At 71.7% G+C, this 20,994-nt stretch carries 16 protein-coding genes; 14 read left to right on the top strand and 2 right to left on the bottom strand.

Annotated features, from left to right (window positions below):
* Positions 1 to 49 precede the first annotated feature (49 nt).
* Both ASC82_RS21985 and ASC82_RS21980 read left to right on the top strand, forming a co-directional pair.
* Positions 50 to 1,564, top strand: coding sequence for an APC family permease (locus ASC82_RS21985; protein WP_056650712.1), 1,515 nt, complete (start codon positions 50 to 52; stop codon positions 1,562 to 1,564).
* Between the two features lie 114 nt (positions 1,565 to 1,678).
* Positions 1,679 to 3,334, top strand: a complete 1,656-nt coding sequence (locus ASC82_RS21980; RefSeq protein WP_056650708.1) for an NAD(P)/FAD-dependent oxidoreductase — start codon at positions 1,679 to 1,681, stop codon at positions 3,332 to 3,334.
* Between the two features lie 6 nt (positions 3,335 to 3,340).
* On the opposite strand, the gene ASC82_RS21975 is transcribed toward ASC82_RS21980, so the two are convergent.
* Positions 3,341 to 4,723, bottom strand: coding sequence for an FAD-binding oxidoreductase (locus tag ASC82_RS21975; protein WP_056650705.1), 1,383 nt, complete (start codon positions 4,721 to 4,723; stop codon positions 3,341 to 3,343).
* Positions 4,724 to 4,798: 75 nt separating this feature from the next.
* Positions 4,799 to 6,601: a glycoside hydrolase family 15 protein gene (locus tag ASC82_RS21970; protein WP_056650702.1), complete on the bottom strand. Its 1,803-nt coding sequence runs from the start codon at positions 6,599 to 6,601 to the stop codon at positions 4,799 to 4,801.
* Positions 6,602 to 7,101: 500 nt separating this feature from the next.
* On the opposite strand from ASC82_RS21970, the gene ASC82_RS21965 reads away from it, so the two are divergent.
* The 12 genes from ASC82_RS21965 (at position 7,102) to ASC82_RS21910 (ending at position 20,979) form a co-directional block, all read left to right on the top strand.
* A complete protein-coding gene (locus ASC82_RS21965) occupies positions 7,102 to 8,760 on the top strand; it encodes a CTP synthase (protein ID WP_056650699.1) in 1,659 nt (552 codons plus the stop codon).
* 77 nt (positions 8,761 to 8,837) lie between these two features.
* Positions 8,838 to 9,464, top strand: coding sequence for an NUDIX hydrolase (locus ASC82_RS21960; protein ID WP_056650696.1), 627 nt, complete (start codon positions 8,838 to 8,840; stop codon positions 9,462 to 9,464).
* Positions 9,465 to 9,788: 324 nt separating this feature from the next.
* Positions 9,789 to 11,774 carry a tetratricopeptide repeat protein gene (locus tag ASC82_RS21955; protein ID WP_107105938.1) on the top strand — a complete coding sequence of 662 codons (1,986 nt, stop codon included), beginning with the start codon at positions 9,789 to 9,791 and terminating at the stop codon, positions 11,772 to 11,774.
* A 149-nt stretch (positions 11,775 to 11,923) separates the two neighbouring features.
* Complete coding sequence (gene ald, locus ASC82_RS21950) at positions 11,924 to 13,039, top strand: alanine dehydrogenase (protein WP_056650689.1); 1,116 nt, start codon at positions 11,924 to 11,926, stop codon at positions 13,037 to 13,039.
* Positions 13,040 to 13,487: 448 nt separating this feature from the next.
* The gene (locus ASC82_RS21945) at positions 13,488 to 14,513 is read left to right on the top strand and encodes a ParA family protein (protein WP_037637819.1); all 1,026 of its coding nucleotides are present in this window, start codon (positions 13,488 to 13,490) and stop codon (positions 14,511 to 14,513) included.
* Positions 14,510 to 14,998 carry a hypothetical protein gene (locus ASC82_RS21940; RefSeq protein WP_056650685.1) on the top strand — a complete coding sequence of 163 codons (489 nt, stop codon included), beginning with the start codon at positions 14,510 to 14,512 and terminating at the stop codon, positions 14,996 to 14,998. The genes ASC82_RS21945 and ASC82_RS21940 overlap by 4 nt, the downstream gene beginning before the upstream one ends.
* Before the next feature lie 45 nt (positions 14,999 to 15,043).
* Positions 15,044 to 16,138, top strand: a complete 1,095-nt coding sequence (locus ASC82_RS21935; protein ID WP_079039404.1) for a segregation/condensation protein A — start codon at positions 15,044 to 15,046, stop codon at positions 16,136 to 16,138.
* On the top strand, positions 16,135 to 16,728 hold the full coding sequence (gene scpB, locus ASC82_RS21930; protein ID WP_079039403.1) for an SMC-Scp complex subunit ScpB: 594 nt from the start codon (positions 16,135 to 16,137) through the stop codon (positions 16,726 to 16,728). The genes ASC82_RS21935 and scpB overlap by 4 nt, the downstream gene beginning before the upstream one ends.
* Positions 16,728 to 17,972 carry a pseudouridine synthase gene (locus ASC82_RS21925; protein WP_056650683.1) on the top strand — a complete coding sequence of 415 codons (1,245 nt, stop codon included), beginning with the start codon at positions 16,728 to 16,730 and terminating at the stop codon, positions 17,970 to 17,972. The genes scpB and ASC82_RS21925 overlap by 1 nt, the downstream gene beginning before the upstream one ends.
* Positions 17,973 to 18,089: 117 nt before the next feature.
* Positions 18,090 to 19,214, top strand: a complete 1,125-nt coding sequence (locus tag ASC82_RS21920; RefSeq protein ID WP_056650680.1) for an AAA family ATPase — start codon at positions 18,090 to 18,092, stop codon at positions 19,212 to 19,214.
* Positions 19,211 to 19,951: an NUDIX domain-containing protein gene (locus tag ASC82_RS21915; RefSeq protein ID WP_056650676.1), complete on the top strand. Its 741-nt coding sequence runs from the start codon at positions 19,211 to 19,213 to the stop codon at positions 19,949 to 19,951. Before ASC82_RS21920 ends, ASC82_RS21915 begins: the two co-directional genes overlap by 4 nt.
* Positions 19,948 to 20,979: an ADP-ribosylglycohydrolase family protein gene (locus tag ASC82_RS21910; RefSeq protein ID WP_056650673.1), complete on the top strand. Its 1,032-nt coding sequence runs from the start codon at positions 19,948 to 19,950 to the stop codon at positions 20,977 to 20,979. Before ASC82_RS21915 ends, ASC82_RS21910 begins: the two co-directional genes overlap by 4 nt.
* Positions 20,980 to 20,994: the final 15 nt, after the last annotated feature.

Raw genomic sequence — 20,994 nt, 5'->3', positions numbered from 1 at the left:
ACCGGATGTCGATTGTGGCCTGCATCACACGCGAGGATGCTCTCGCGCCATGGCAAAGAACTCCACCCCAGAGGTCCACCGGCTGAAGGCGAACTCCGTCGGTCTCGTCGGCGTCGTCTTCATGGCCGTGGCCACCGCGGCCCCGATCACCGCGATGACCGGCAACCTCCCCATCGCCGTCGGCTTCGGCAACGGCACCGGCGCACCCGCCGGTTATCTCTTCGCGACCCTCGTCCTGACCGTCTTCTCCGTCGGCTACGTCGCCATGGCCAAGCGCATCACGGCCGCGGGCGCCTTCTACGGCTACATCTCGCACGGCCTCGGCCGGATCGCCGGCATGGCCTCCGGCATGCTCGCGGTCCTCGCGTACATCGTCTTCGAGGCCTCGATCGTCGGCGTCTTCGCGTACTTCGCCGAGACGACCGTCGCCGACCAGCTCGGCGTCGACATCCCCTGGATCCTGTACGCGGCCGTCATGCTGGCGGTGACGGCCGTCCTCTCGTACTTCGACATCAACCTCACCGCCAAGGCGCTCGGCGTGATGCTCATCGCCGAGATCGCGGTCCTCTTCGCGGTCGCCACCGCCGTACTGATCGCCGGCGGCGGACCCGACGGCATCCCGGTCGAGCCGATCAACCCCATGAACGCCTTCACCGGCACCTCCGCGGGCCTCGGCCTCTTCTTCGCCTTCTGGTCCTGGGTCGGCTTCGAGTCCACGGCCATGTACGGCGAGGAGTCCCGCGACCCGAAGCGCGTCATCCCGCGCGCCACGCTGATCTCCGTCATCGGCGTCGGCCTCTTCTACATCTACGTGTCGTGGATGACGATCGCGGGCAACGGCCTCGCCGGATCCGTGAAGCTGTCCGCCTCCGCCAGCCCCCTCGACCTGTTCTTCGCCCCCACCCAGACCTTCATCGGCGCCTGGGCCGTCGACGCCTTCCAGTGGCTGCTGCTGACCGGCTCCTTCGCCTGCGGCATGGCCTTCCACCAATGCGCCTCGCGCTACCTGTACGCCATCGGCCGCGAGGGCTTCCTCCACCCGGCGCTCGGCCGCACCCACGCGCGGCACGGCTCGCCGTACATCGCCTCCTACGTGCAGAGCGCGATCGCCGTCGGCCTCGTCGTCGCCTTCTGGCTCACCGGCCAGGACCCCTACATCCACCTCTACACGCTGCTCGCGATCCTCGGCACGATGGCGATCCTCATCGTCCAGACCCTCTGTTCGTTCGCCGTCATCGGCTACTTCCGCAAGAACCACCCCGAGGACCGGCACTGGTTCAGGACCCTCACCGCCCCGCTCCTCGGCGGCATCGGCATGATCGCCGTCGTCGTCCTGCTGGTCGTCAACATGGAGACCGCGGCCGGTCTCGCCGCCGACTCCCTCTTCTTCAAGGCGATCCCCTGGATCGTCGGCGCGGTCTTCTTCGGCGGCCTCGGCCTCGGCTTCTACCTCAAGGCCAAGCGGCCCGAGCGCTACGAGATCATCGGCCGGATCGTCCTGGAGGACGCGACCGAGCGCCCCGACGCGGACGTCCCCGCCCCCGCCGTCGCGTCCCAGGGCTGATCCCCCGTCGTTCCGTCGTATCCCAGCAGGGCCCCTCTCTCCGTCGTATCCCAGCAGGGCCTATCTCTCCGTCGTACCGCAGAGCCGATTCCCCCTTTCCCCAAGGAGCGCTCCATGGCACGCACCAACCCGATGCACCTCCTGAAGCGCCTCGCCGCCGAGCACGCCGACGCCCGGCGGCTGGACATCCCCGTCGACGAGCTCAGAGGCATGAGAGCCGACGCCCTCGGGCGCCGCTCCCTGCTCAAGTACGCGGCCGCCGCCGGTGTCGCCGTCGGCGCCGCCGGGGCCGCCGGTCTCGGCGGGGCCGCCCCCGCCCGCGCCGCCGTCACCCCGGACCCGCCCGTCAAGAGCACCGCCAGGGTCGCCGTCGTCGGCGCCGGGATATCCGGTCTCACCGCCGCCCTCACCCTCCAGGACGCCGGCCTGAGCCCCGTGCTCTACGAGGCCAACCCCTCGCGGGTCGGCGGCCGCATGTGGACCCAGCGGACCCACTGGGCGTACGGCCAGACCTCCGAGATCGGCGGCGAGCTGATCGACACCAGCCACAAGAAGATCCTGGAGCTCTGCCGCCGCTTCGACCTCGACGTCGAGGACTTCCTCGGCGGCGGGCCCAACGGGGCCGAGGAGGTGCTCTGGTTCGGCGGCGGCTACTACCCGCGCCACCAGGCCGACGAGGACTTCAACGGCGTCTACCAGGCACTGCGCCGCGACCTCTCCGAGGCGGGCGAGGTCTTCTGGAACCAGACCACGCCCACCGGCACCGCCCTCGACAACATGTCCGTGTACGAATGGATCGAGACCCGGGTCCCCGGCGGGCACTCCTCGCCGCTCGGCAAGTTCATCGACGTCGCCTACAACGTGGAGTACGGCGCCGACACCACCGAACAGTCCTCGCTCGCCCTCGTCCTGCTCATGGGCTACCAGACCAATCCGGGCAACTTCAACATCTGGGGCCTGTCCAACGAGCGGTACCACATCGTCGGCGGCAACGATCAGCTCCCGAACGCCATCGCCGGGGCCCTCACCCCCGGCACCCTGCGCCGGGGCTGGTCCCTGACCGCCGTACGGGCCAACGCCGACGGCACCCAGACGCTGACCTTCACCGAGGCCGGCACCACCCGGACCGTCACAGCCGACCACACCGTCCTCTGTCTCCCGCTGCCGATCCTCCAGCAGCTCGACGTCTCCCAGGCCGGCTTCGACCCCCTCATGCGAAACCTGCTCCGGGACGCCCGCATGGGCTACTGCACCAAGCTCAACATGCAGTTCGGCACCCGTCCCTGGCGCGGCACCGGCCCCTGGCCCGGGGTCTCCGCCGGTGACTGCTTCACCGACAGCGAGGTGCAGCAGACCTGGGACACCACCAAGATCCAGGGCGGGACCGGCGGCATCCTCCTCCAGTACGGAGGCGGCAGCCTGGCCAGGAACCTGAACCCGGCCGGGCCGTTCTCCACCGAGTCCGACCCGTACGTGCGCGGCCTCGTCACCCGCTACCTCGCGGGCATCGACGCCTTCTTCCCCGGCACCTCCACGGCGTACACCGGCCGCGCCCAGCTCTCCGCCTGGCACAAGAACCCGTACGCCCTCGGCGCGTACTCCTGCTGGCCCGTGGGCTACCTCCACCGCTACGCGGGATACGAGGGCAAGGCCCAGGGCAACGTCCACATCGGCGGCGAGCACTGCAGCTACGACTTCCAGGGCTTCATGGAGGGCGGCGCCACGGAGGGCGAGCGCGCCGCCAAGGAGGTGATCGACGCGCTGCGCTGAGCCGGCTCAGCCGGCCGGCACGATGTTCTGGTTGAAGCGGAACACGTTGTCGGGGTCGTAGGCGGCCTTCACGGCGGCGAGCCGGCGGTAGTTCTCCTCACCGAAGGAGGAGACGATCCGCTGCTCGCCCTCGGCGCCGACGAAGTTCAGATACGTCGCGTCGATCGCCCACGGCCGCGCGTCCGCCCGCACGTCGTGGACCCACTGCTTCGCCTGCTCGTCGTACGCGGGGTCCTCCCAGGTCGCGAACGGGTGCACCGCCCATGGCGCGGTGCGCCACGGCTGCGGGTACTCGGAGGGCCCCGCGGCCACCGCCCCGCCCATCAGGAACAGCACGTGCTGGGTGGCGGTCGACGCCGGGATCCGGGCGCCGCGGTCGCAGAAGACGTCCACGGCCTCGTCGGGGAACTCCCGCAGGTACTCGGCCGACCAGTAGTTCCGCAGCCCCGGCGGGTCGTCGAGCATCGACTGCAGGTCGACGTACGGGATGTCCGTGACGATCTCGATCACGGGCTTCAGCGCGAACAGCGGCGCCGCGAAATCGCGGAGCTCGGCGACCGGCCCGGTGTAGGTGAACAGGGCCCCGCAGACCAGCTTGCCGACCAGCTCCTCGGGGACGAACGGCTCCGGGGGCGCGGGCAGGTAGATGGCGCCGCCGCCCATCGCGTCGGGCGCGCGGGCGCCGAGATCACGGAAGGTGCGCACCACCTCGGGCGCGTTCTCGGGCAGGAAGAACAGCATCGCGACGCTCATTCTGGGCAGCGGGTGCAGCCGCAGCGTCAGCGAGGTCGCCACCCCGAAGTTGCCGCCGCCGCCGTGCAGCGCCCAGAACAGCTCCGCGTTCTCCTCCGCGTCCGTGTGGACGTGCTTGCCCTCGGCGGTGATCAGGTCGGCGGCGAGCAGGTTGTCGCTGGCGAGGCCGAACTTCCGCTCCAGCCACCCCGAGCCGCCGCCCAGCGTGAATCCGCCGACGCCGGTGGTGGAGACCCGTCCGCCGGTGGTCGCCACGTGGAACGGCTGGCACGCGTGGTCCAGATGGGACATGGTCGCCCCGCCCTCGACCCGTACCGTCATGTCCTCGGGGTCCACGACCACGCCGTGCATCCGGCGGAGATCGATGATCAGCGCGCCGTCGATCATGGAGCTCCCGGCGACGCTGTGTCCGCCGCCGCGCACCGCGATCGGCAGGTCGGCCGCGCGGCCGAACAGGACCGCGTTCGACACGTCGGCCCGGGTGGCGCACTGGGCGATCACCGACGGACGCCGGTCGATCATCCCGTTGTGCAGGGCACGGGCCTCGTCGTAGCCCGGATCGCCGGGGATGATCACCTGTCCGGCCAGGTCCTCGACCAGTCCGGCCAGGGCGCTCTCGGAGATGTGGGGAGCCATCAGAGCCCCCCTTTCGTACGGGGGACAGGACCTTCTCATCGTAGGTCCGGGCACTGTCCCCCGCGCGGGGCCGCGTCAGCCGCCGTACGCCCCGCTGGCCGTCAGACGGAGCGCGGTGTCGATCAGCGGGACGTGGCTGAACGCCTGCGGGAAGTTCCCCACCTGGCGCTGGAGCCGCGGGTCCCACTCCTCGGCGAGCAGCCCGAGGTCGTTGCGGAGCGAGAGCAGCTTCTCGAAGAGCGTGCGGGCCTCGTCGACCCGGCCGATCATCGCCAGGTCGTCCGCGAGCCAGAAGGAGCAGGCGAGGAACGCGCCCTCGTCGCCCTCCAGGCCGTCGACGCCGGCCTCCTCGCCGGCCGTCGGGTAGCGCAGCACGAAGCCGTCCTCCGTGGACAGCTCCCGCTGGATCGCCTCGATCGTGCCGATGACCCGCTTGTCGTCCGGCGGCAGGAAGCCCATCTGCGGGATCAGCAGCAGCGAGGCGTCCAACTCCTTGGAGCCGTACGACTGCGTGAAGGTGTTCCGCTCCGGGTCGTAGCCCTTCTCGCAGACGTCCCGGTGGATCTCGTCGCGCAGGTCGCGCCAGCGCTCCAGCGGGCCGTCGGCGTCCCCGGACTCGATGAGCTTGATCGTGCGGTCGACGGCCACCCAGGCCATCACCTTGGAGTGGGTGAAGTGCCGGCGCGGGCCGCGGACCTCCCAGATGCCCTCGTCGGGCTGGTCCCAGTGGGTCTCCAGGTACCTGATCAGCTTCAGCTGGAGGAGCGAGGCGTAGTCGTTGCGGGAGAGCCCCGTCATGTGCGCGAGGTGGAGGGCCTCGGTGACCTCGCCGTAGACGTCGAGCTGGAGCTGGTTGGCGGCGCCGTTGCCGACCCGGACCGGGCCGGAGTTCTCGTACCCCGGGAGCCAGTCGAGCTCCGCCTCGCCGAGCTCCCGCTCGCCCGCGATGCCGTACATGATCTGGAGGTTCTCCGGGTCGCCCGCGACCGCGCGGAGCAGCCAGTCCCGCCAGGCGCGGGCCTCCTCGCGGTAGCCGGTGCGCAGCATCGAGGAGAGGGTGATCGCCGCGTCCCGCAGCCAGGTGTAGCGGTAGTCCCAGTTCCGGACGCCGCCGATCTCCTCGGGCAGCGAGGTGGTCGGCGCGGCCACGATCCCGCCGGTCGGCGCGTACGTCAGCGCCTTCAGCGTGATCAGGGAACGGACCACGGCCTCCCGGTAGGGGCCGTGGTACGTGCAGTGGTCGACCCACTCGCGCCAGAAGTCGGCGGTCGCCTCCAGGGAGCCCTCCGGGTCCGGCAGCGCGGGCGGCTCCTTGTGGGAGGGCTGCCAGGAGAGCGTGAAGGTGATCCGGTCACCGGGGGAGACGGTGAACTCGGAGTACGTGGTGAGGTCCTCGCCGTGCGTCTCCGCGTCCGTGTCCAGCCACACCGAGTCGGGCCCGGCGACCGCGACCGTGCGGTCGCCGACCTTGTGGACCCAGGGCACGATCCGGCCGTAGCTGAAGCGCATCCGCAGCGCGGAGCTCATCGGCACGCGGCCGGTAACGCCCTCCACGATCCGGATGATCTGCGGGGCGCCGTCGCGCGGGGGCATGAAGTCCGTCACCCGGACCGTGCCGCGCGGGGTGTCCCACTCGGACTCCAGGATCAGGGAGTCGCCCCGGTAGCGGCGCCGGTCGGCCGGGGGCGGTTCGGCGCCCTCGGACACGGCGGGTCCCACCCGCCAGAATCCGTGTTCCTCGGTACCGAGCAGTCCGGCGAAGACCGCGTGCGAGTCGAAGCGGGGGAGACACAGCCAGTCGACGCTGCCGTCCCGGCAGACCAGGGCGGCGGTCTGCATGTCTCCGATGAGTGCGTAATCCTCGATGCGCCCGGCCACGTGCTTCACTCCAGTCGAACGGCCATGTCCGCCCCGCGGGGCGCTTGCTCCAGATGCGCCGGCTGGGTGTCAGCCGGGTCTGCGTGTCTCAGCGGTCAAGGGATCGTCGACGAGCTTCGGTCCGGTGAAGAGGCGGGGTGGTGCCGCTGGCCGGCCGGCTCGGCGGGCTATGTCCGAGCAGGATACGTCGCACCCTAGTGACCCGGTGATCACCCAGGTAACGGCGCTGCTCCGATCGGGTGAACAGGCCCGTGACCCCTTCGATCACCCCACCGGACGGATCCCGCCCCACCCCTTCCGTAGCCGTCCGTGAACACCCGACTGCCGCGTGTGGCCGGAAGCGGTCTCCCGATGTCGCTGATACCCTGGTACCCCGTGGACCGGTGGGAAACGGCGACAGCCGAGGACCCCGAAACCGCAGCGACGGCACCCCCCGATTCTTCCGGAGGGGACGCCGGTACGCACCTCCAGAACGCGACCACGGGAGCCCCCTCTTGGCGATGCCGCCCAACACCACGACGACCAAGCACATCTTCGTCACCGGGGGTGTCGCCTCCAGCCTCGGCAAGGGCCTTACCGCCTCCAGCCTGGGTGCGCTCCTCAAGGCCCGAGGCCTGCGGGTCACGATGCAGAAGCTCGACCCGTACCTGAACGTCGACCCGGGCACGATGAACCCCTTCCAGCACGGTGAGGTGTTCGTCACCAACGACGGCGCCGAGACCGACCTGGACATCGGCCACTACGAGCGCTTCCTCGACGTCGACCTCGACGGCTCGGCCAACGTCACCACCGGCCAGGTCTACTCGCAGGTCATCGCCAAGGAGCGGCGCGGCGAGTACCTCGGTGACACCGTGCAGGTCATCCCGCACATCACGAACGAGATCAAGTCCCGCATCCGCCGCATGGCGACGGACGACGTGGACGTCGTCATCACCGAGGTCGGCGGCACCGTCGGCGACATCGAGTCCCTGCCGTTCCTGGAGACCGTCCGCCAGGTCCGCCACGAGGTCGGCCGCGACAACGTCTTCGTCGTGCACATCTCGCTGCTGCCCTACATCGGCCCCTCCGGCGAGCTGAAGACCAAGCCGACCCAGCACTCGGTCGCCGCCCTGCGCAACATCGGCATCCAGCCGGACGCGATCGTCCTGCGCGCCGACCGCGAGGTCCCGACCGCCATCAAGCGCAAGATCTCGCTGATGTGCGACGTCGACGAGGCCGCGGTCGTCGCCGCGATCGACGCCAAGTCGATCTACGACATCCCGAAGGTCCTGCACACCGAGGGCCTGGACGCCTACGTCGTCCGCAAGCTCGACCTGCCGTTCCGCGACGTGGACTGGTCCACCTGGGACGACCTGCTGGACCGCGTCCACAACCCCGACCACGAGGTCACGGTCGCGCTCGTCGGCAAGTACATCGACCTGCCCGACGCCTACCTCTCGATCACCGAGGCCATGCGCGCCGGCGGCTTCGCCAACAAGGCCCGCGTCAAGGTCAAGTGGGTCACCTCCGACGACTGCAAGACGCCGGCCGGCGCCAAGAAGCAGCTCGGCGACGTCGACGCGATCCTCATCCCCGGCGGCTTCGGCGACCGCGGTGTGAACGGCAAGATCGGCGCGATCCAGTACGCCCGTGAGAACAAGGTGCCGCTGCTCGGCATCTGCCTCGGCCTGCAGTGCATCGTCATCGAGGCCGCGCGGAACCTCGCGGACATCCCGGACGCCAACTCGACCGAGTTCGACCCGGCCACCGCGCACCCCGTCGTCTCCACGATGGAGGAGCAGCTCGCGTACGTCGAGGGCGCCGGCGACCTGGGCGGAACGATGCGCCTGGGCCTGTACCCGGCGAAGCTCGCCGAGGGTTCGATCGTCCGCGAGGTCTACGACGACCAGCCGTACGTGGACGAGCGCCACCGCCACCGCTACGAGGTGAACAACTCCTACCGCGCGGAGCTGGAGAAGAAGGCCGGCCTGGTCTTCTCGGGCACCTCCCCGGACAACAAGCTCGTCGAGTACGTCGAGTACCCGCGCGAGATCCACCCCTACCTGGTCGCCACGCAGGCGCACCCGGAGCTCCGCTCCCGCCCGACCCGCCCGCACCCGCTCTTCGCGGGCCTGGTCAAGGCGGCCGTCGAGCGCAAGACGGGCAAGCCGGTCAAGTAACCGCCGGGCGTTAACGTTGCCGGGGTACGCGTCCTTGACGACGCGTACCCCGGCTTTCGTATGTGGGAGGACAGCACATGGAGTTGCAGGACACCCCGGAGGAGTGGCGGGTCGTCGCCACGACGACCCCCTTCCAGGGCAAGAAGACGAGTGTCCGCACGGACGACGTGGAGATGCCCGACGGCACGGTCGCCCGCCGCGACTACCAGGTCCACCCCGGCTCGGTGGCCGTCCTGGCCCTCGACGAGCACGACCGGGTGCTGCTGCTCAAGCAGTACCGGCACCCGGTGCGGCAGAAGCTCTGGGAGATCCCCGCGGGGCTGCTCGACGTGCCGGGGGAGAACCCGCTGCACGCCGCCCAGCGCGAGCTGTACGAGGAGGCCCACGTCAAGGCCGAGGACTGGCGGGTCCTGACCGACGTCTACACGACCCCGGGCGGCTGCGACGAGGCCGTACGGATCTTCCTCGCCCGGGACATCGCGGAGGCGGAGGGCGAGCGCTACGAGGTCTCCGACGAGGAGGCGGACATGGAGGCGGCGCGGGTGCCGCTCGCGGAGCTCGTGCGCGGGATCCTCGCGGGCGAGCTGCACAACAACTGCCTGGTCGTGGGTGTCCTGGCGCTGGTCGCCGCGCGTGCGGGCGAGGGCGTCGAGGCGCTGCGCCCGGCGGACGCGCCCTGGCCGGCGCGCCCGTTCGAGGCGTAGCCCGGCCCTGGGGGGCTTGGCCCGTCCCTGGGGGGGCTTGGCCCGTCCCTGGGCGGCGAGGCCCGTCCCTGAGGCGTGGCCCGTCCCTGAGCGGTGTGGCCCCCGTCCCTGGGCGGCGTAGAGGCGTAGCCCGGTCGTTCGAGGCGTAGCCCGTCCGTTCGGGGTGTGGCCGGGTCCGGCGGTGTGACCATCGGCTGATCCGATCGGGGGACGTCACCGCCGCGCTCCACCGGGTCCGTGCCGCGCCCTGAACTACGCTCGGGATCGCCCGTGCGGAGACCCCTGCGGGATCGGCTCGTGCGCAGGTGGACGGGAGCGTGGCCCGTGACGGATCAGGCGGTGGCGGCGGCCGTGGGCCGGCGGTTCTTCGGCCGGCAGCGGGAGTTGAAGGCCCTGCGCGCCGACATCGAACGGACCGGCCTCGACACCCTCACGGGCCGCAAGGCACCCCGCGCCCGGGTCCTGCTCGTCGCCGGCAAGCCCGGCTCCGGGCGTACCGCCCTCGCCGAGGAGCTGGCCGGCGGGCTCGCCGACCGCTACCCCGACGGGGTGTTCCGCGCCCGGCTCACCGAGCCCGGCGGCGACCCCGTCCCCACCGCCCGCGTCGCTCAGGAACTCCTGGCCGCGCTCGGCGTGGCGGAGCCGCCCGGCGCCGGCGAGGACGAGCTGACCGAACTGGTCCGGCATGCCCTCGCCGAGCGCCGGGCCGTCCTGATCCTCGACGACGCCGTCGACGCCGAGCAGGCCGACCCGCTGATCCCCGACAACCCCGACAGCCTGGTCGTCGGCGTCTCGCGCGGACCGCTCACCGGCATCCCCGACGTACGGCCCTGCACCCTCGGCGGACTCGACCCCAAATCGGCCATCGAGCTGCTCACGGCCTTCACCGGCTCCGTCCGCATCACCGTCGACCCGCAGGCCGCCGAGACGCTCGTCGAGACGTGCGGGGGGATGCCCGGCGCGGTCGTCCTCGCCGGGGGCTGGCTCGCCGCCCGCCCCAAGGCCTCCGTCGCCGACCTCGCGAAGCAGCTCCGCGGGCTGAGCGGCGACCCGCTCACCCGGACCTTCCTGCTCGCCCACGAGGCGCTGCCCGCGACCGCCGCCCGGATACTGCGATTCCTCTCCCTGGCCCCGCTCGGCCGGGCCGACGCCCACACCGCCTCCGCCCTGGCCGGCTGCTCGGTCTCCGCGGCGGCCGCCACCCTCGCCGACTTCGCCGCCCTGGGGCTCGTCTCCGGCGGCGACGACGGGCAGTACGAGGTCCCCGCCCATCTCGTCCCCCTCCTTCGCGCTCAGCTGGAGGAGCGCGACCGGCCCGCCGAGGTGCAGCTCGCCCGGGCCCGGATGCTGGAGCGGACCGTACGGCTCCTCCAGTCGTGCCGTGCGGTCACCGAACCCGAGGGCTCGGCCGGCCGGCGGAAACTGGCCGGTCTGCCGCGCGCCCTGCGCTTCCCGACGCAGGCCGCCGGGGCCGACTGGCTGCGGTCCCGGCAGTCCGCGCTGCTCGCCTCCGCCCGCCTCGCCGTCGCCGACGGGGAGCTCGACACCCTGGCCCGCCGCCTGATCGCCTCCCTGGTCAGGGCGCTGGCCGCGCACCGGGGCGCCGAGGCCGCGGCGCCCGAGCTGTACGGCCTCCACCAGCTGGTCCTGGACGTGGCCGAGCGCCGCGGACTGCACCGCGAGCGGGCCGCCGCCCTGCTGAACCTGGCCGACCTCGATGCCAGGACCGGACGCACGAAGGACGCTCTGCTGCGATATCGGTTGGCATTGGATGCCGGAAGGGCAGCAAATGATCCGTACGCCACCGGTCGCGCAATGGAATCCGTAGGTGGCTCGTATCAGGAGCTGGGGGACTGGCAGCGCGCGGGCGACTGGTACGGGCGGGCGCTCGCCCAGCGCCTCGCCCGGGACGAGCGCGCCGACCAGGCCCGGCTGTACGGCCGCCTCGGCGCCGTACAGACCTACGCCGGGCGGTACGGCGAGGCCCTGCGGAACTGGCGGGCCGCCGCGGCCGGCTACCGCAGGCTCGACGATCTCCCGGGATACGCACGGGCGTTGAGCGAGGCGGCGCGGGTGCAGGAGTACGCGGGACGGCCGGAGGAGTCGCTGCGGACCTGCGAGGAGGCCGTGGAGTGGGCCCGGCGGGCGCGGGACACCCGGCTCCAGGCGGCGCTCCAGCTGCGGCTCGCCGACACGCTCGACCGGCTCGGCGACCCGGCCGCCGCCAGGCTGCACAGGGCCGCAGCCGAGCGATTGCTGGAAACGGAAGCCCCAGCCTACGAAATCCGCAGTGGGTTCGAGAAAGATTAGTACTTTGAAAGGCTAGACACCGGGAACTCCTTCATTAGACTGGGTCCGCCGCGTTCGAACGTGGTCTGCCCCGGTGCGCCGCAGTGCATCCGGGTATGTATCGCAGTACCCCAGTTGTCCCCCCTCAGATTCAAGGACCGTGATCGACGATGAAGGTCGGCATCCCCCGCGAGGTCAAGAACAACGAGTTCCGCGTGGCCATCACCCCTGCGGGTGTCCACGAGCTCGTCCGCAACGGCCACCAGGTCTTCGTCGAGCAGAACGCCGGTGTCGGCTCCTCGATCACGGACGAGGAGTACGTCGGCGCCGGCGCCGAGATCCTCGCCACCGCCGACGAGGTCTGGGCCACCGCCGACCTGCTGCTCAAGGTCAAGGAGCCCATCGCGGAGGAGTACCACCGCCTCCGCAAGGACCAGACCCTCTTCACGTACCTGCACCTCGCCGCCTCCCGCGAGTGCACGGACGCGCTGCTGGAGTCCGGCACCACGGCCATCGCCTACGAGACCGTCGAGACCGCGAACCGCGCCCTGCCGCTGCTCGCCCCGATGTCCGAGGTCGCGGGCCGCCTGGCCCCGCAGGTCGGCGCCTACCACCTGATGCGCTCGGTCGGCGGCCGCGGCGTCCTCCCCGGCGGCGTCCCCGGCACCCACGCCGGTGAGTGCGTCGTCATCGGCGGCGGCGTCTCCGGCTGGAACGCCACGCAGATCGCCGTCGGCATGGGCTTCCACGTGACCCTGCTCGACCGCGACATCAACAAGCTCCGCGAGGCCGACAAGATCTTCGGCACCAAGGTGAAGACGATCGTCTCCAACGCCTACGAGCTGGAGAAGGCCGTCGTCGAGGCCGACCTCGTCATCGGCGCCGTCCTCATCCCGGGCGCCAAGGCCCCGAAGCTGGTCACCAACGAGCTCGTCGCCAAGATGAAGCCCGGAAGTGTCCTTGTCGACATTGCGATCGACCAGGGCGGCTGCTTCGAGGACTCCCACGCGACCACCCACGCCGAGCCGACCTTCCAGGTCCACAACTCGGTCTTCTACTGCGTCGCCAACATGCCGGGCGCGGTCCCGAACACCTCCACCTACGCGCTCACCAACGCCACGCTGCCCTACATCGTGTCGCTGGCGAACAACGGCTGGGCCGAGGCCCTGCGCCGCGACTCCGCGCTCGCCCTGGGTCTCAACACCCATGACGGCAAGGTGGTTTACAAGGAGGTCGCGGAGGCGCACGGCCTCGAGCACGTCGAGCTGAGCACCCTCCTGGGCTGACCCCCGAGGCGCCGCCGTCAACGCGTGCCGTCAATGCCACACACCCGGCCGGACCTTGTTCGACAAGGTCCGGCCGGCTGTGCGTCCGGCCCCGTCCGGGGCCCGCGCAACTCGCCTCGAACGTAACCCTTTAACCGTTTCGCGCACCCCCGAAACGTGCGGATGCATGCCTGCGCACCCTTGACAGAGACGTGTTCGGTTGCCGACACATCCGGCCGGGTCCGGCGGATTGTGTTGCTGCGGAGCGGTGACACGCCATAGAGTCGCCAACCGTCGGCATGGTGCCACGCTGACCTATCGATAAATGTTCCTGGTGACATCCAAGGAGGTAAGACGACTTGTGAATGAGTCGACAATTACTCCCGGGAGCGGTGCGCCAGGTGCTCCGATCGGCTCCGTCGCGGTGCGGACCTTCGCGACGCACCAGCCCATGACGACAGCCCACACGATGAAGACGATGGACGGCCTACACGTGAACGCCACGGCCGGCAACGAGATGGGCCGAGAGTCCACCCACTTCGCCGCCTTTGACGAGGTGCCCGAGGGGCACTTCTACGACCCCGACGCCGAGTACGAGCCCGACCCGGAGTACGCGGCCACCCTCGCACCCGACGCTGCCCGTCAGCGCCGCGAGCGGATCGGCCCCACCGGACGGCCCCTGCCGTACTTCCCGATCCCGGGTCCCCTGACCGACCACGGACCCGCGAAGATCATCGCGATGTGCAACCAGAAGGGCGGCGTCGGCAAGACCACGTCGACCATCAACCTGGGTGCCGCGCTCGCCGAGTACGGACGACGGGTGCTGCTCGTCGACTTCGACCCGCAGGGAGCCCTGTCGGTCGGCCTCGGCGTGAACCCGATGGAGCTCGACCTCACCGTCTACAACCTGCTCATGGAGCGGGGCATGTCGGCGGACGAGGTCCTCCTCAAGACCGCCGTTCCCAACATGGACCTGCTGCCGAGCAACATCGACCTCTCGGCCGCCGAAGTCCAGTTGGTCAGCGAGGTCGCGCGCGAGTCGACGCTCCAGCGCGCCCTGAAGCCGCTGATGAACGACTACGACTACATCGTGATTGACTGTCAGCCCTCGCTCGGCCTGCTGACCGTGAACGCCCTGACGGCGGCTCACAAGGTCATCGTGCCGCTGGAATGCGAGTTCTTCGCCCTGCGCGGAGTGGCGCTGCTGACCGAGACGATCGAGAAGGTCCAGGAGCGGCTCAACCCCGAGCTGGAGCTCGACGGCATCCTCGCCACGATGTACGACTCGCGGACCGTGCACAGCCGTGAGGTCCTCGCGCGCGTCGTCGAGGCCTTCGACGACCACGTGTACCACACGGTCATCGGGCGGACCGTGCGCTTCCCGGAGACCACGGTCGCGGGCGAGCCCATCACCACGTACGCCTCGAACTCCGTGGGCGCCGCCGCCTACCGTCAGCTCGCCAGGGAGGTGCTCGCCCGGTGTCACGCCGAGTGAGTCTGCCCGGCGCCGACGAACTCTTCCGTACGACCGGGGGGACGGCGCTCCAGTCGTCCTCACCCCGCCGGGCCGTCCCGGCTCCGGCGGGCGAGAGCGACCCGACGGCGGCCGAGGGCTCCGCGGAGCATGCGGCGGCGGACTCCGAGGCGGCCGAACCGCGCGCCCGGACGGCGGAGCCGGAAGGCGCCGCCCCGAAGCAGGCGAACCCCGCCACGGTGCCGGCACCGGCGGCGCGGCGGCGCGGCGGCCGTACCCCGAACCGGCGGCCCAGCGGCCGCGAGCGCCACGACGAGAAGATCACGGTCTACGTCTCCGCCGAGGAGCTCATGGACCTGGAGCACGCCCGCCTCGTCCTCAGGGGCGAGCACGGTCTCGCTGTGGACCGGGGCAGGATCGTCCGTGAGGCCGTCGCCGTCGTCCTGGCGGACCTGGAGTCCCGCGGCGACGCGAGCATCCTCGTGCGCCGCCTGCGCGGCCGCTGACGGTAGCCTGCGGGCTGCCGAGCTCTCCGTTCCCCCTGGACCCCCATGCGCCACGCCTCTGACGAAACGTCCCGCCCGACGGGCCGCCGCCCCCTGGGCCGCGGCCCGGGCGAGACGCAGGGGGGTGCGGCGGCGGAGCCCGTATCCGTCGCTCCCGTCATGGAGGCGGTGCACGCGGTCGACGCGGTCGACGCCGTGGACGCCTTGGATGGCGTGGACGGCGTGGACGCCTTGGATGGCGTGGACACGGAGCCCGTCGAGGTCGCGGAGGCCGCCGAGGCCGGTGACGGGCGGTTCACCGTGCGGCTCGCGAACTTCGAGGGGCCTTTCGACCTGCTCCTCCAGCTGATCACCAAGCACAAGCTCGACGTCACCGAGGTCGCCCTCTCCCAGGTCACCGACGAGTTCATGGCGCACCTGCGCGCCCTGGGCCCCGACGGCGACCTCGACCAGACCACCGAGTTCCTCGTCGTCGCCGCCACCCTGCTCGACCTCAAGGCCGCCCGGCTGCTCCCCGCCGCCGAGGTGGAGGACGAGGCCGACCTCGCGCTCCTGGAGGCCCGCGACCTGCTCTTCGCCCGCCTCCTCCAGTACCGCGCGTACAAGCGGATCGCGGAGATCTTCCAGGACCGCTGGGAGACCGAGGGCCGCCGCCACCCCCGTACCGTCGGACTCGAACCGCACCACGCCGAGCTGCTCCCCGAGGTCGTCATCTCCATCGGGGCCGAGGGCTTCGCCAGGCTGGCGGTCAAGGCCATGCAGCCCAAGGCCGAGCCCCAGGTGTACGTCGACCACATCCACGCCCCGCTCGTCAGCGTCCAGGAGCAGGCCGCCGTGGTCGTCGCCCTGCTGCGCGAGCGCGGGACGGCCGCCTTCCGCGAGCTGATCGAGGACGCCGGGGACACCCTCACGGTCGTCGCCCGCTTCCTCGCCCTTCTCGAGCTCTACCGCGAGAAGGCCGTCGGCCTCGACCAGGAGACGGCCCTCGGGGAGCTCACCGTCACGTGGGCGGGCGGCGACGGGGAGACCCGCGTCACCGACGAGTTCGACCGGGAACCCGCCCAGGACCCGGAATCCGCCCCGGACCCGGAATCCGCCCGTGATGCGGAACCGGCCCCAGAAACGGAGGCCCAGGAGTGAGCGACCTCAAGCCCTCCCTCGAAGCCGTCCTGATGGTCGTCGACGAGCCCGCCACCGAGCAGCACCTCGCCAAGGTCCTGGACCGCGCCCCGCGCGAGGTGGCCGACGCCCTGCACGAGCTGGCCGACGAGTACACCGCCCAGGGCCGCGGCTTCGAGCTGCGGCGGGTGGCCGGCGGCTGGCGCTACTACACCCGCGCCGCCCACGCCGCGGCCGTCGAGGCCTTCGTGCTCGACGGGCAGCAGGCCCGGCTCACCCAGGCGGCCCTGGAGACCCTCGCGGTCGTCGCGTACCGCCAGCCGGTCAGCCGTTCCCGGGTCTCCGCGGTCCGCGGGGTCAACTGCGACGGGGTCATGAGGACCCTCCTCCAGCGGGGTCTGGTGGAGGAGGCGGGCGCGGAACCCGAAACAGGTGCGATCCTGTACAGGACGACGAACTACTTCCTGGAGCGGATGGGCCTGCGCGGCCTGGACGAACTCCCCGAGCTCGCGCCTTTCCTCCCCGAGGCCGAGGCGGTCGAGCCGGACTCGCTGGAAGGCGTCCCGTCGTTCGATCCGGACGCAGACGTAGACGACAAGACGGAAATTTGATGCGAAGCAGCAGCGGCAGGAACAGCAGCGGAAACAACGGCGGGAGCCGTGGTGGCAACAGCGGCGGCCGCGGCGGCAGCGGCGGTGGCCGCGGCGGCAGCAGCGGTGGCGGCGGAGGCCGTGGCGGCAGCAGCGGTGGCGGCGCCGGTCGTGGTGGCAGCGGTGGCGGTGGCGGCTACCGCGGCTCCGGTGGCAGCGGTGGCGGTGGCTACCGCGGCGCCGGCGGCGGCCGCGACGACAGGCAGGGCAGCGGCAGCAGCAGGCCGCGCAACCCGCGTCCCGAAGAGCGCCAGTACGACGTACCCGGCCTCGGCGGCTCCGCCGGCGGCCCCAAGAGCGGCCGCGGCTCCTCCGCGCGCGGCGGCGCCAAGGGTGGCCCCCGGCAGTCCCCGCAGCGCGGTGGCGGCCGTACCGAGCCGTCCCGCTCGCGCGAGTACGACGCCCGTACGGAGGAGCGCAACCGGGAGCGGTACGCCGGCAAGCCGGAGATCAAGACCCCGAAGACCTTCCCCGGCGCCGAGCAGGAGGGCGAGCGTCTGCAGAAGGTCCTCGCCCGCGCCGGCGTGGGCTCGCGGCGTGCCTGCGAGGAGCTCATCGAGCAGTCCCGCGTCGAGGTCAACGGCCAGATCGTGATCGAGCAGGGCATGCGCGTCGACCCGGAGAAGGACGAGATCAAGGTGGACGGCCTCACCGTCGCCACCCAGTCCTACCTGTTCTTCGCGCTGAACAAGCCCTCCGGCGTCGTCTCCACCATGGAGGACCCGGAAGGCCGCCAGTGCCTCGGCGACTACGTCAACAACCGTGAGACCCGGCTCTTCCACGTCGGCCGGCTCGACACGGAGACCGAGGGCATCATCCTGCTCACCAACCACGGCGAGCTGGCCCACCGCCTCACGCACCCCAAGTACGGCGTGAAGAAGACCTACCTCGCCGCCATCACCGGCCCGCTGCCCCGCGAGGTCGGCCGGATGCTCAAGGACGGCATCGAGCTGGAGGACGGGTACGCCCGCGCCGACCACTTCCGTGTCGTCGAGCAGACCGGAAAGAACTACCTCGTCGAGGTCACCCTGCACGAGGGCCGCAAGCACATCGTGCGCCGGATGCTGGCCGAGGCCGGTTTCCCGGTCGACAAGCTGGTCCGTACGGCCTTCGGCCCGATCTCCCTGGGCGACCAGAAGTCGGGCTGGCTGCGCCGTCTGACCAACACCGAGGTCGGCATGCTGATGAAGGAAGTCGGGATGTAATCCCCCTCCTCGCCGAGAGAGGCCCGTGACCGCAGGTCGGTCACGGGCCTTTCCCGTGCTTGTGGCCGGAGTGCGCCTTCATTTATAGTCAGGATGACTCTAAAGGAGGGAGGTGGCGTGAAGCGCTACGGTCACGGTCTCGTCGTCGGTGGCTTCTCTCCGCCGCACGCCGGTCACCACCACCTCGTCCGCACCGCGCGCGAGCGGTGCGAGCGCCTCACCGTGCTCGTCCGCGGCTCCTCGGACGAGAGCCCGTCCCTGGCGGACCGCGTCGCCTGGATGCGCGAGATCCACCCCGACGCCCTCGTCGTCTCGGCCGCCGACGACAGCCCCGCCGGCCTGCGGGCAGCCGTGCCCGAGCCCGTCGACGCCGTCTTCCCGGTGGGGCCGTACCCGGATTCGTACGGAGAGCCGTCCGCGGAGCCGTACGGAGAGCTGTACGGAGCGTCGTCCGCGGATTCGTACGGAGAGTCGTACGGAGCGGAGCTCGGCCGTCGCTTCGGTGCGGAGACCGTGCGCGTCGACCCCGACCCCACCCGCTTCCCCGTCACCGACGCCGCCGTCCGCGCCGACCCCGCCGGCTGCTGGGACTTCCTGGAGCCGCCGGTACGCTCCGCGCTCACCCGGCGCGTCGTCGTCCTCGGTGCCGAGTCCAGCGGCACCACCACCATGGCCCTCGCCCTCGCCGACCACTACCGGCGGCGCGGCGGCGTCTGGGCCCGCACGCGGTGCGTACCGGCGTACGAGCGGGAGTTCGGCGCACTCAAGCTCGCCGAGCTCCGCGCCGAGCGCCCCGGAGCCACCCGGTCCGACGTCACCCTCCGCTCCTCCGACTTCCCCGTCATCGCGCAGCACCAGGCCGAACGGGAGGAGGAGGCGGCCAGGGCCGGCTCGCCCGTCCTCTTCTGCGACACGGACGCCTTCGCCACCGCCATCCGGCACGAGCGGTACCTGGGCACCGCGAGCCCCGAGACCGGGGAGATCGCCGCCCACGGCCGACAGCACCTGTGGCTGCTCACCGACCACCGAGGCGTCGCCGCAGGCGAGAACGCCGAGGGCGACGAGGAGCTCCTGCGGCCCTGGATGACCGCGCGCCTCCTCACCCAGCTCGCCCACTCCGGCCGCCGGACGGCCGTCCTCAGCGGCCCGCACGAGGAGCGGCTCGCGGCGGCCGTCGCCGCCGTCGACGCGCTCCTCGCCGAGGGCCTGATCCCTGCCGATTCCCACCCGGAGCGCCGATGAGCACCCCTCCGGCGCCCGGGGGCTACGACCCGCACGCCTTCGAGCCCTTCGCCGTCACCGTCGACCTCGCCGTCCTCACCGTCCGCGAGGAACGCCTGCACGTCCTCCTCGTCCAGCGCGGCCAGGAGCCCTACACGGGGGAGTGGGCGCTGCCCGGCGGCTTCGTCCTGCCCCGCGAGTCCGCTGAGACGGCCGCCCGCCGCGAACTCGCCGAGGAGACCGGACTGCCCGGGGCCACCGTCGCGGGACTCCACCTCGAACAGCTCCGCACCTACAGCGAACCGGACCGGGACCCCCGGATGCGGGTCGTCTCCATCGCCTTCACCGCGCTCGTCCCCGGCCTGCCCGAACCGCGCGGCGGCGGCGACGCCGTCGAGGCGCGGTGGCTGCCCTACGGCTCGTACGGGCCCCTGGCCTTCGACCACGACCGGATCCTCGCCGACGCCCGCGAACGCGTCGGCGCCAAGCTCGAGTACACCTGCCTCGCCACCGCCTTCTGCCCGCCCGAGTTCACCCTCGGCGAGCTGCGGCAGGTGTACGAGACGGTCTGGGGCGTCGAACTCGACCGCCCCAACTTCCGGCGCAAGGTCCTCACTACGCCCGGCTTCGTCCGGGCCGTGGAGGGACCGCCGCGCCGCACCGGCGGACGGGGGAAACCGGCCGCTCTCTACCGGGCGGGCGAGGCCACGGCCCTGCACCCGCCACTCCTGCGACCGGAAGGACGACCCTCCTCATGACCCCGACCCGCACCGCGGTGAAGCAGGCCGCGACCGGATCCCTCGTCGGCCTCGCGCTCGGCGACGCCCTGGGCTTCCCGACCGAGTTCAAGGACGTGCCGGCGATCCTCGCCTCGGTCGGCCCCTGGCGGGAGATGCCGCTCCCGCTCGCCCGGGGGACGGCGTACGTCACCGACGACACCCAGATGACCCTCGCCCTCGCCCGGGGCATCCGCACGGCCATGGACCGGGGCGTGCTCGCCCCGCTGCGCCTCGTCCGGCCGGTCCGGGACGAGTTCGTCTCCTGGTACCACTCCCCGGAGAACAACCGGGCCCCCGGCAACACCTGCCTGCGCGCCTGCATGCTCCTCGACGGCGACCGGCCCTGGCAGGACGCCAGCCAGATCGGCTCCAAGGGCTGCGGCGCCAACATGCGGGTCGCGCCGATCGGCCTCGTCCCCGGGCTGAGCGAGGAGCAGCGCGCGGGCGCCGCCCAGCTCCAGTCGGCCCTCACCCACGGCCACCCCACGGCACTCGCCGCCTCCGACCTCACCGCCCGCGCCGTGTACCTCCTCGCCCAGGGCGTGGACCCGGCCGGCCTGGTCGGACAGCTGCGCTCGTACGCGTACGAGAACCGCGACCGCTACCACGAGCACTGGCTCGGCGACCTGTGGACCCGCTCCCAGGACCCCTCCGCGCTGTCCTTCGTCCGGCGCGGCTGGGACGAGTGCCTGGCCGTCCTGGAGCGTCTGGACGCCGTCCAGCGCACGGCGGACCCGGAGCTCGACCCCTGTGAGTACACCGGCGACGGCTGGATCGCCGAGGAGGCCTTCGCGACCGGCCTGCTCTGCTTCCTGCTCTTCCCCGGCGAGCCCGTCACGGCCCTGCGCCGGGCGGCCTGCACGCGCGGCGACTCCGACTCGATCGCCGCCCTCGCGGGCGCCTTCGCCGGGGCGCACCTGGGCGCGGACGCCTGGCCGAAGGAGTGGGCGGAGCGCGTCGAGTACCGGAGCGACCTGCTGACGTTCGGGGCGCTCTGGGACGTCTGAGCGGGGCGCGGGGCC

The organism is Streptomyces sp. Root431, from assembly GCF_001426585.1.
Lineage (GTDB): Bacteria > Actinomycetota > Actinomycetes > Streptomycetales > Streptomycetaceae > Streptomyces > Streptomyces stackebrandtii.
This window is presented reverse-complemented; position numbering and strand designations above follow the sequence as displayed.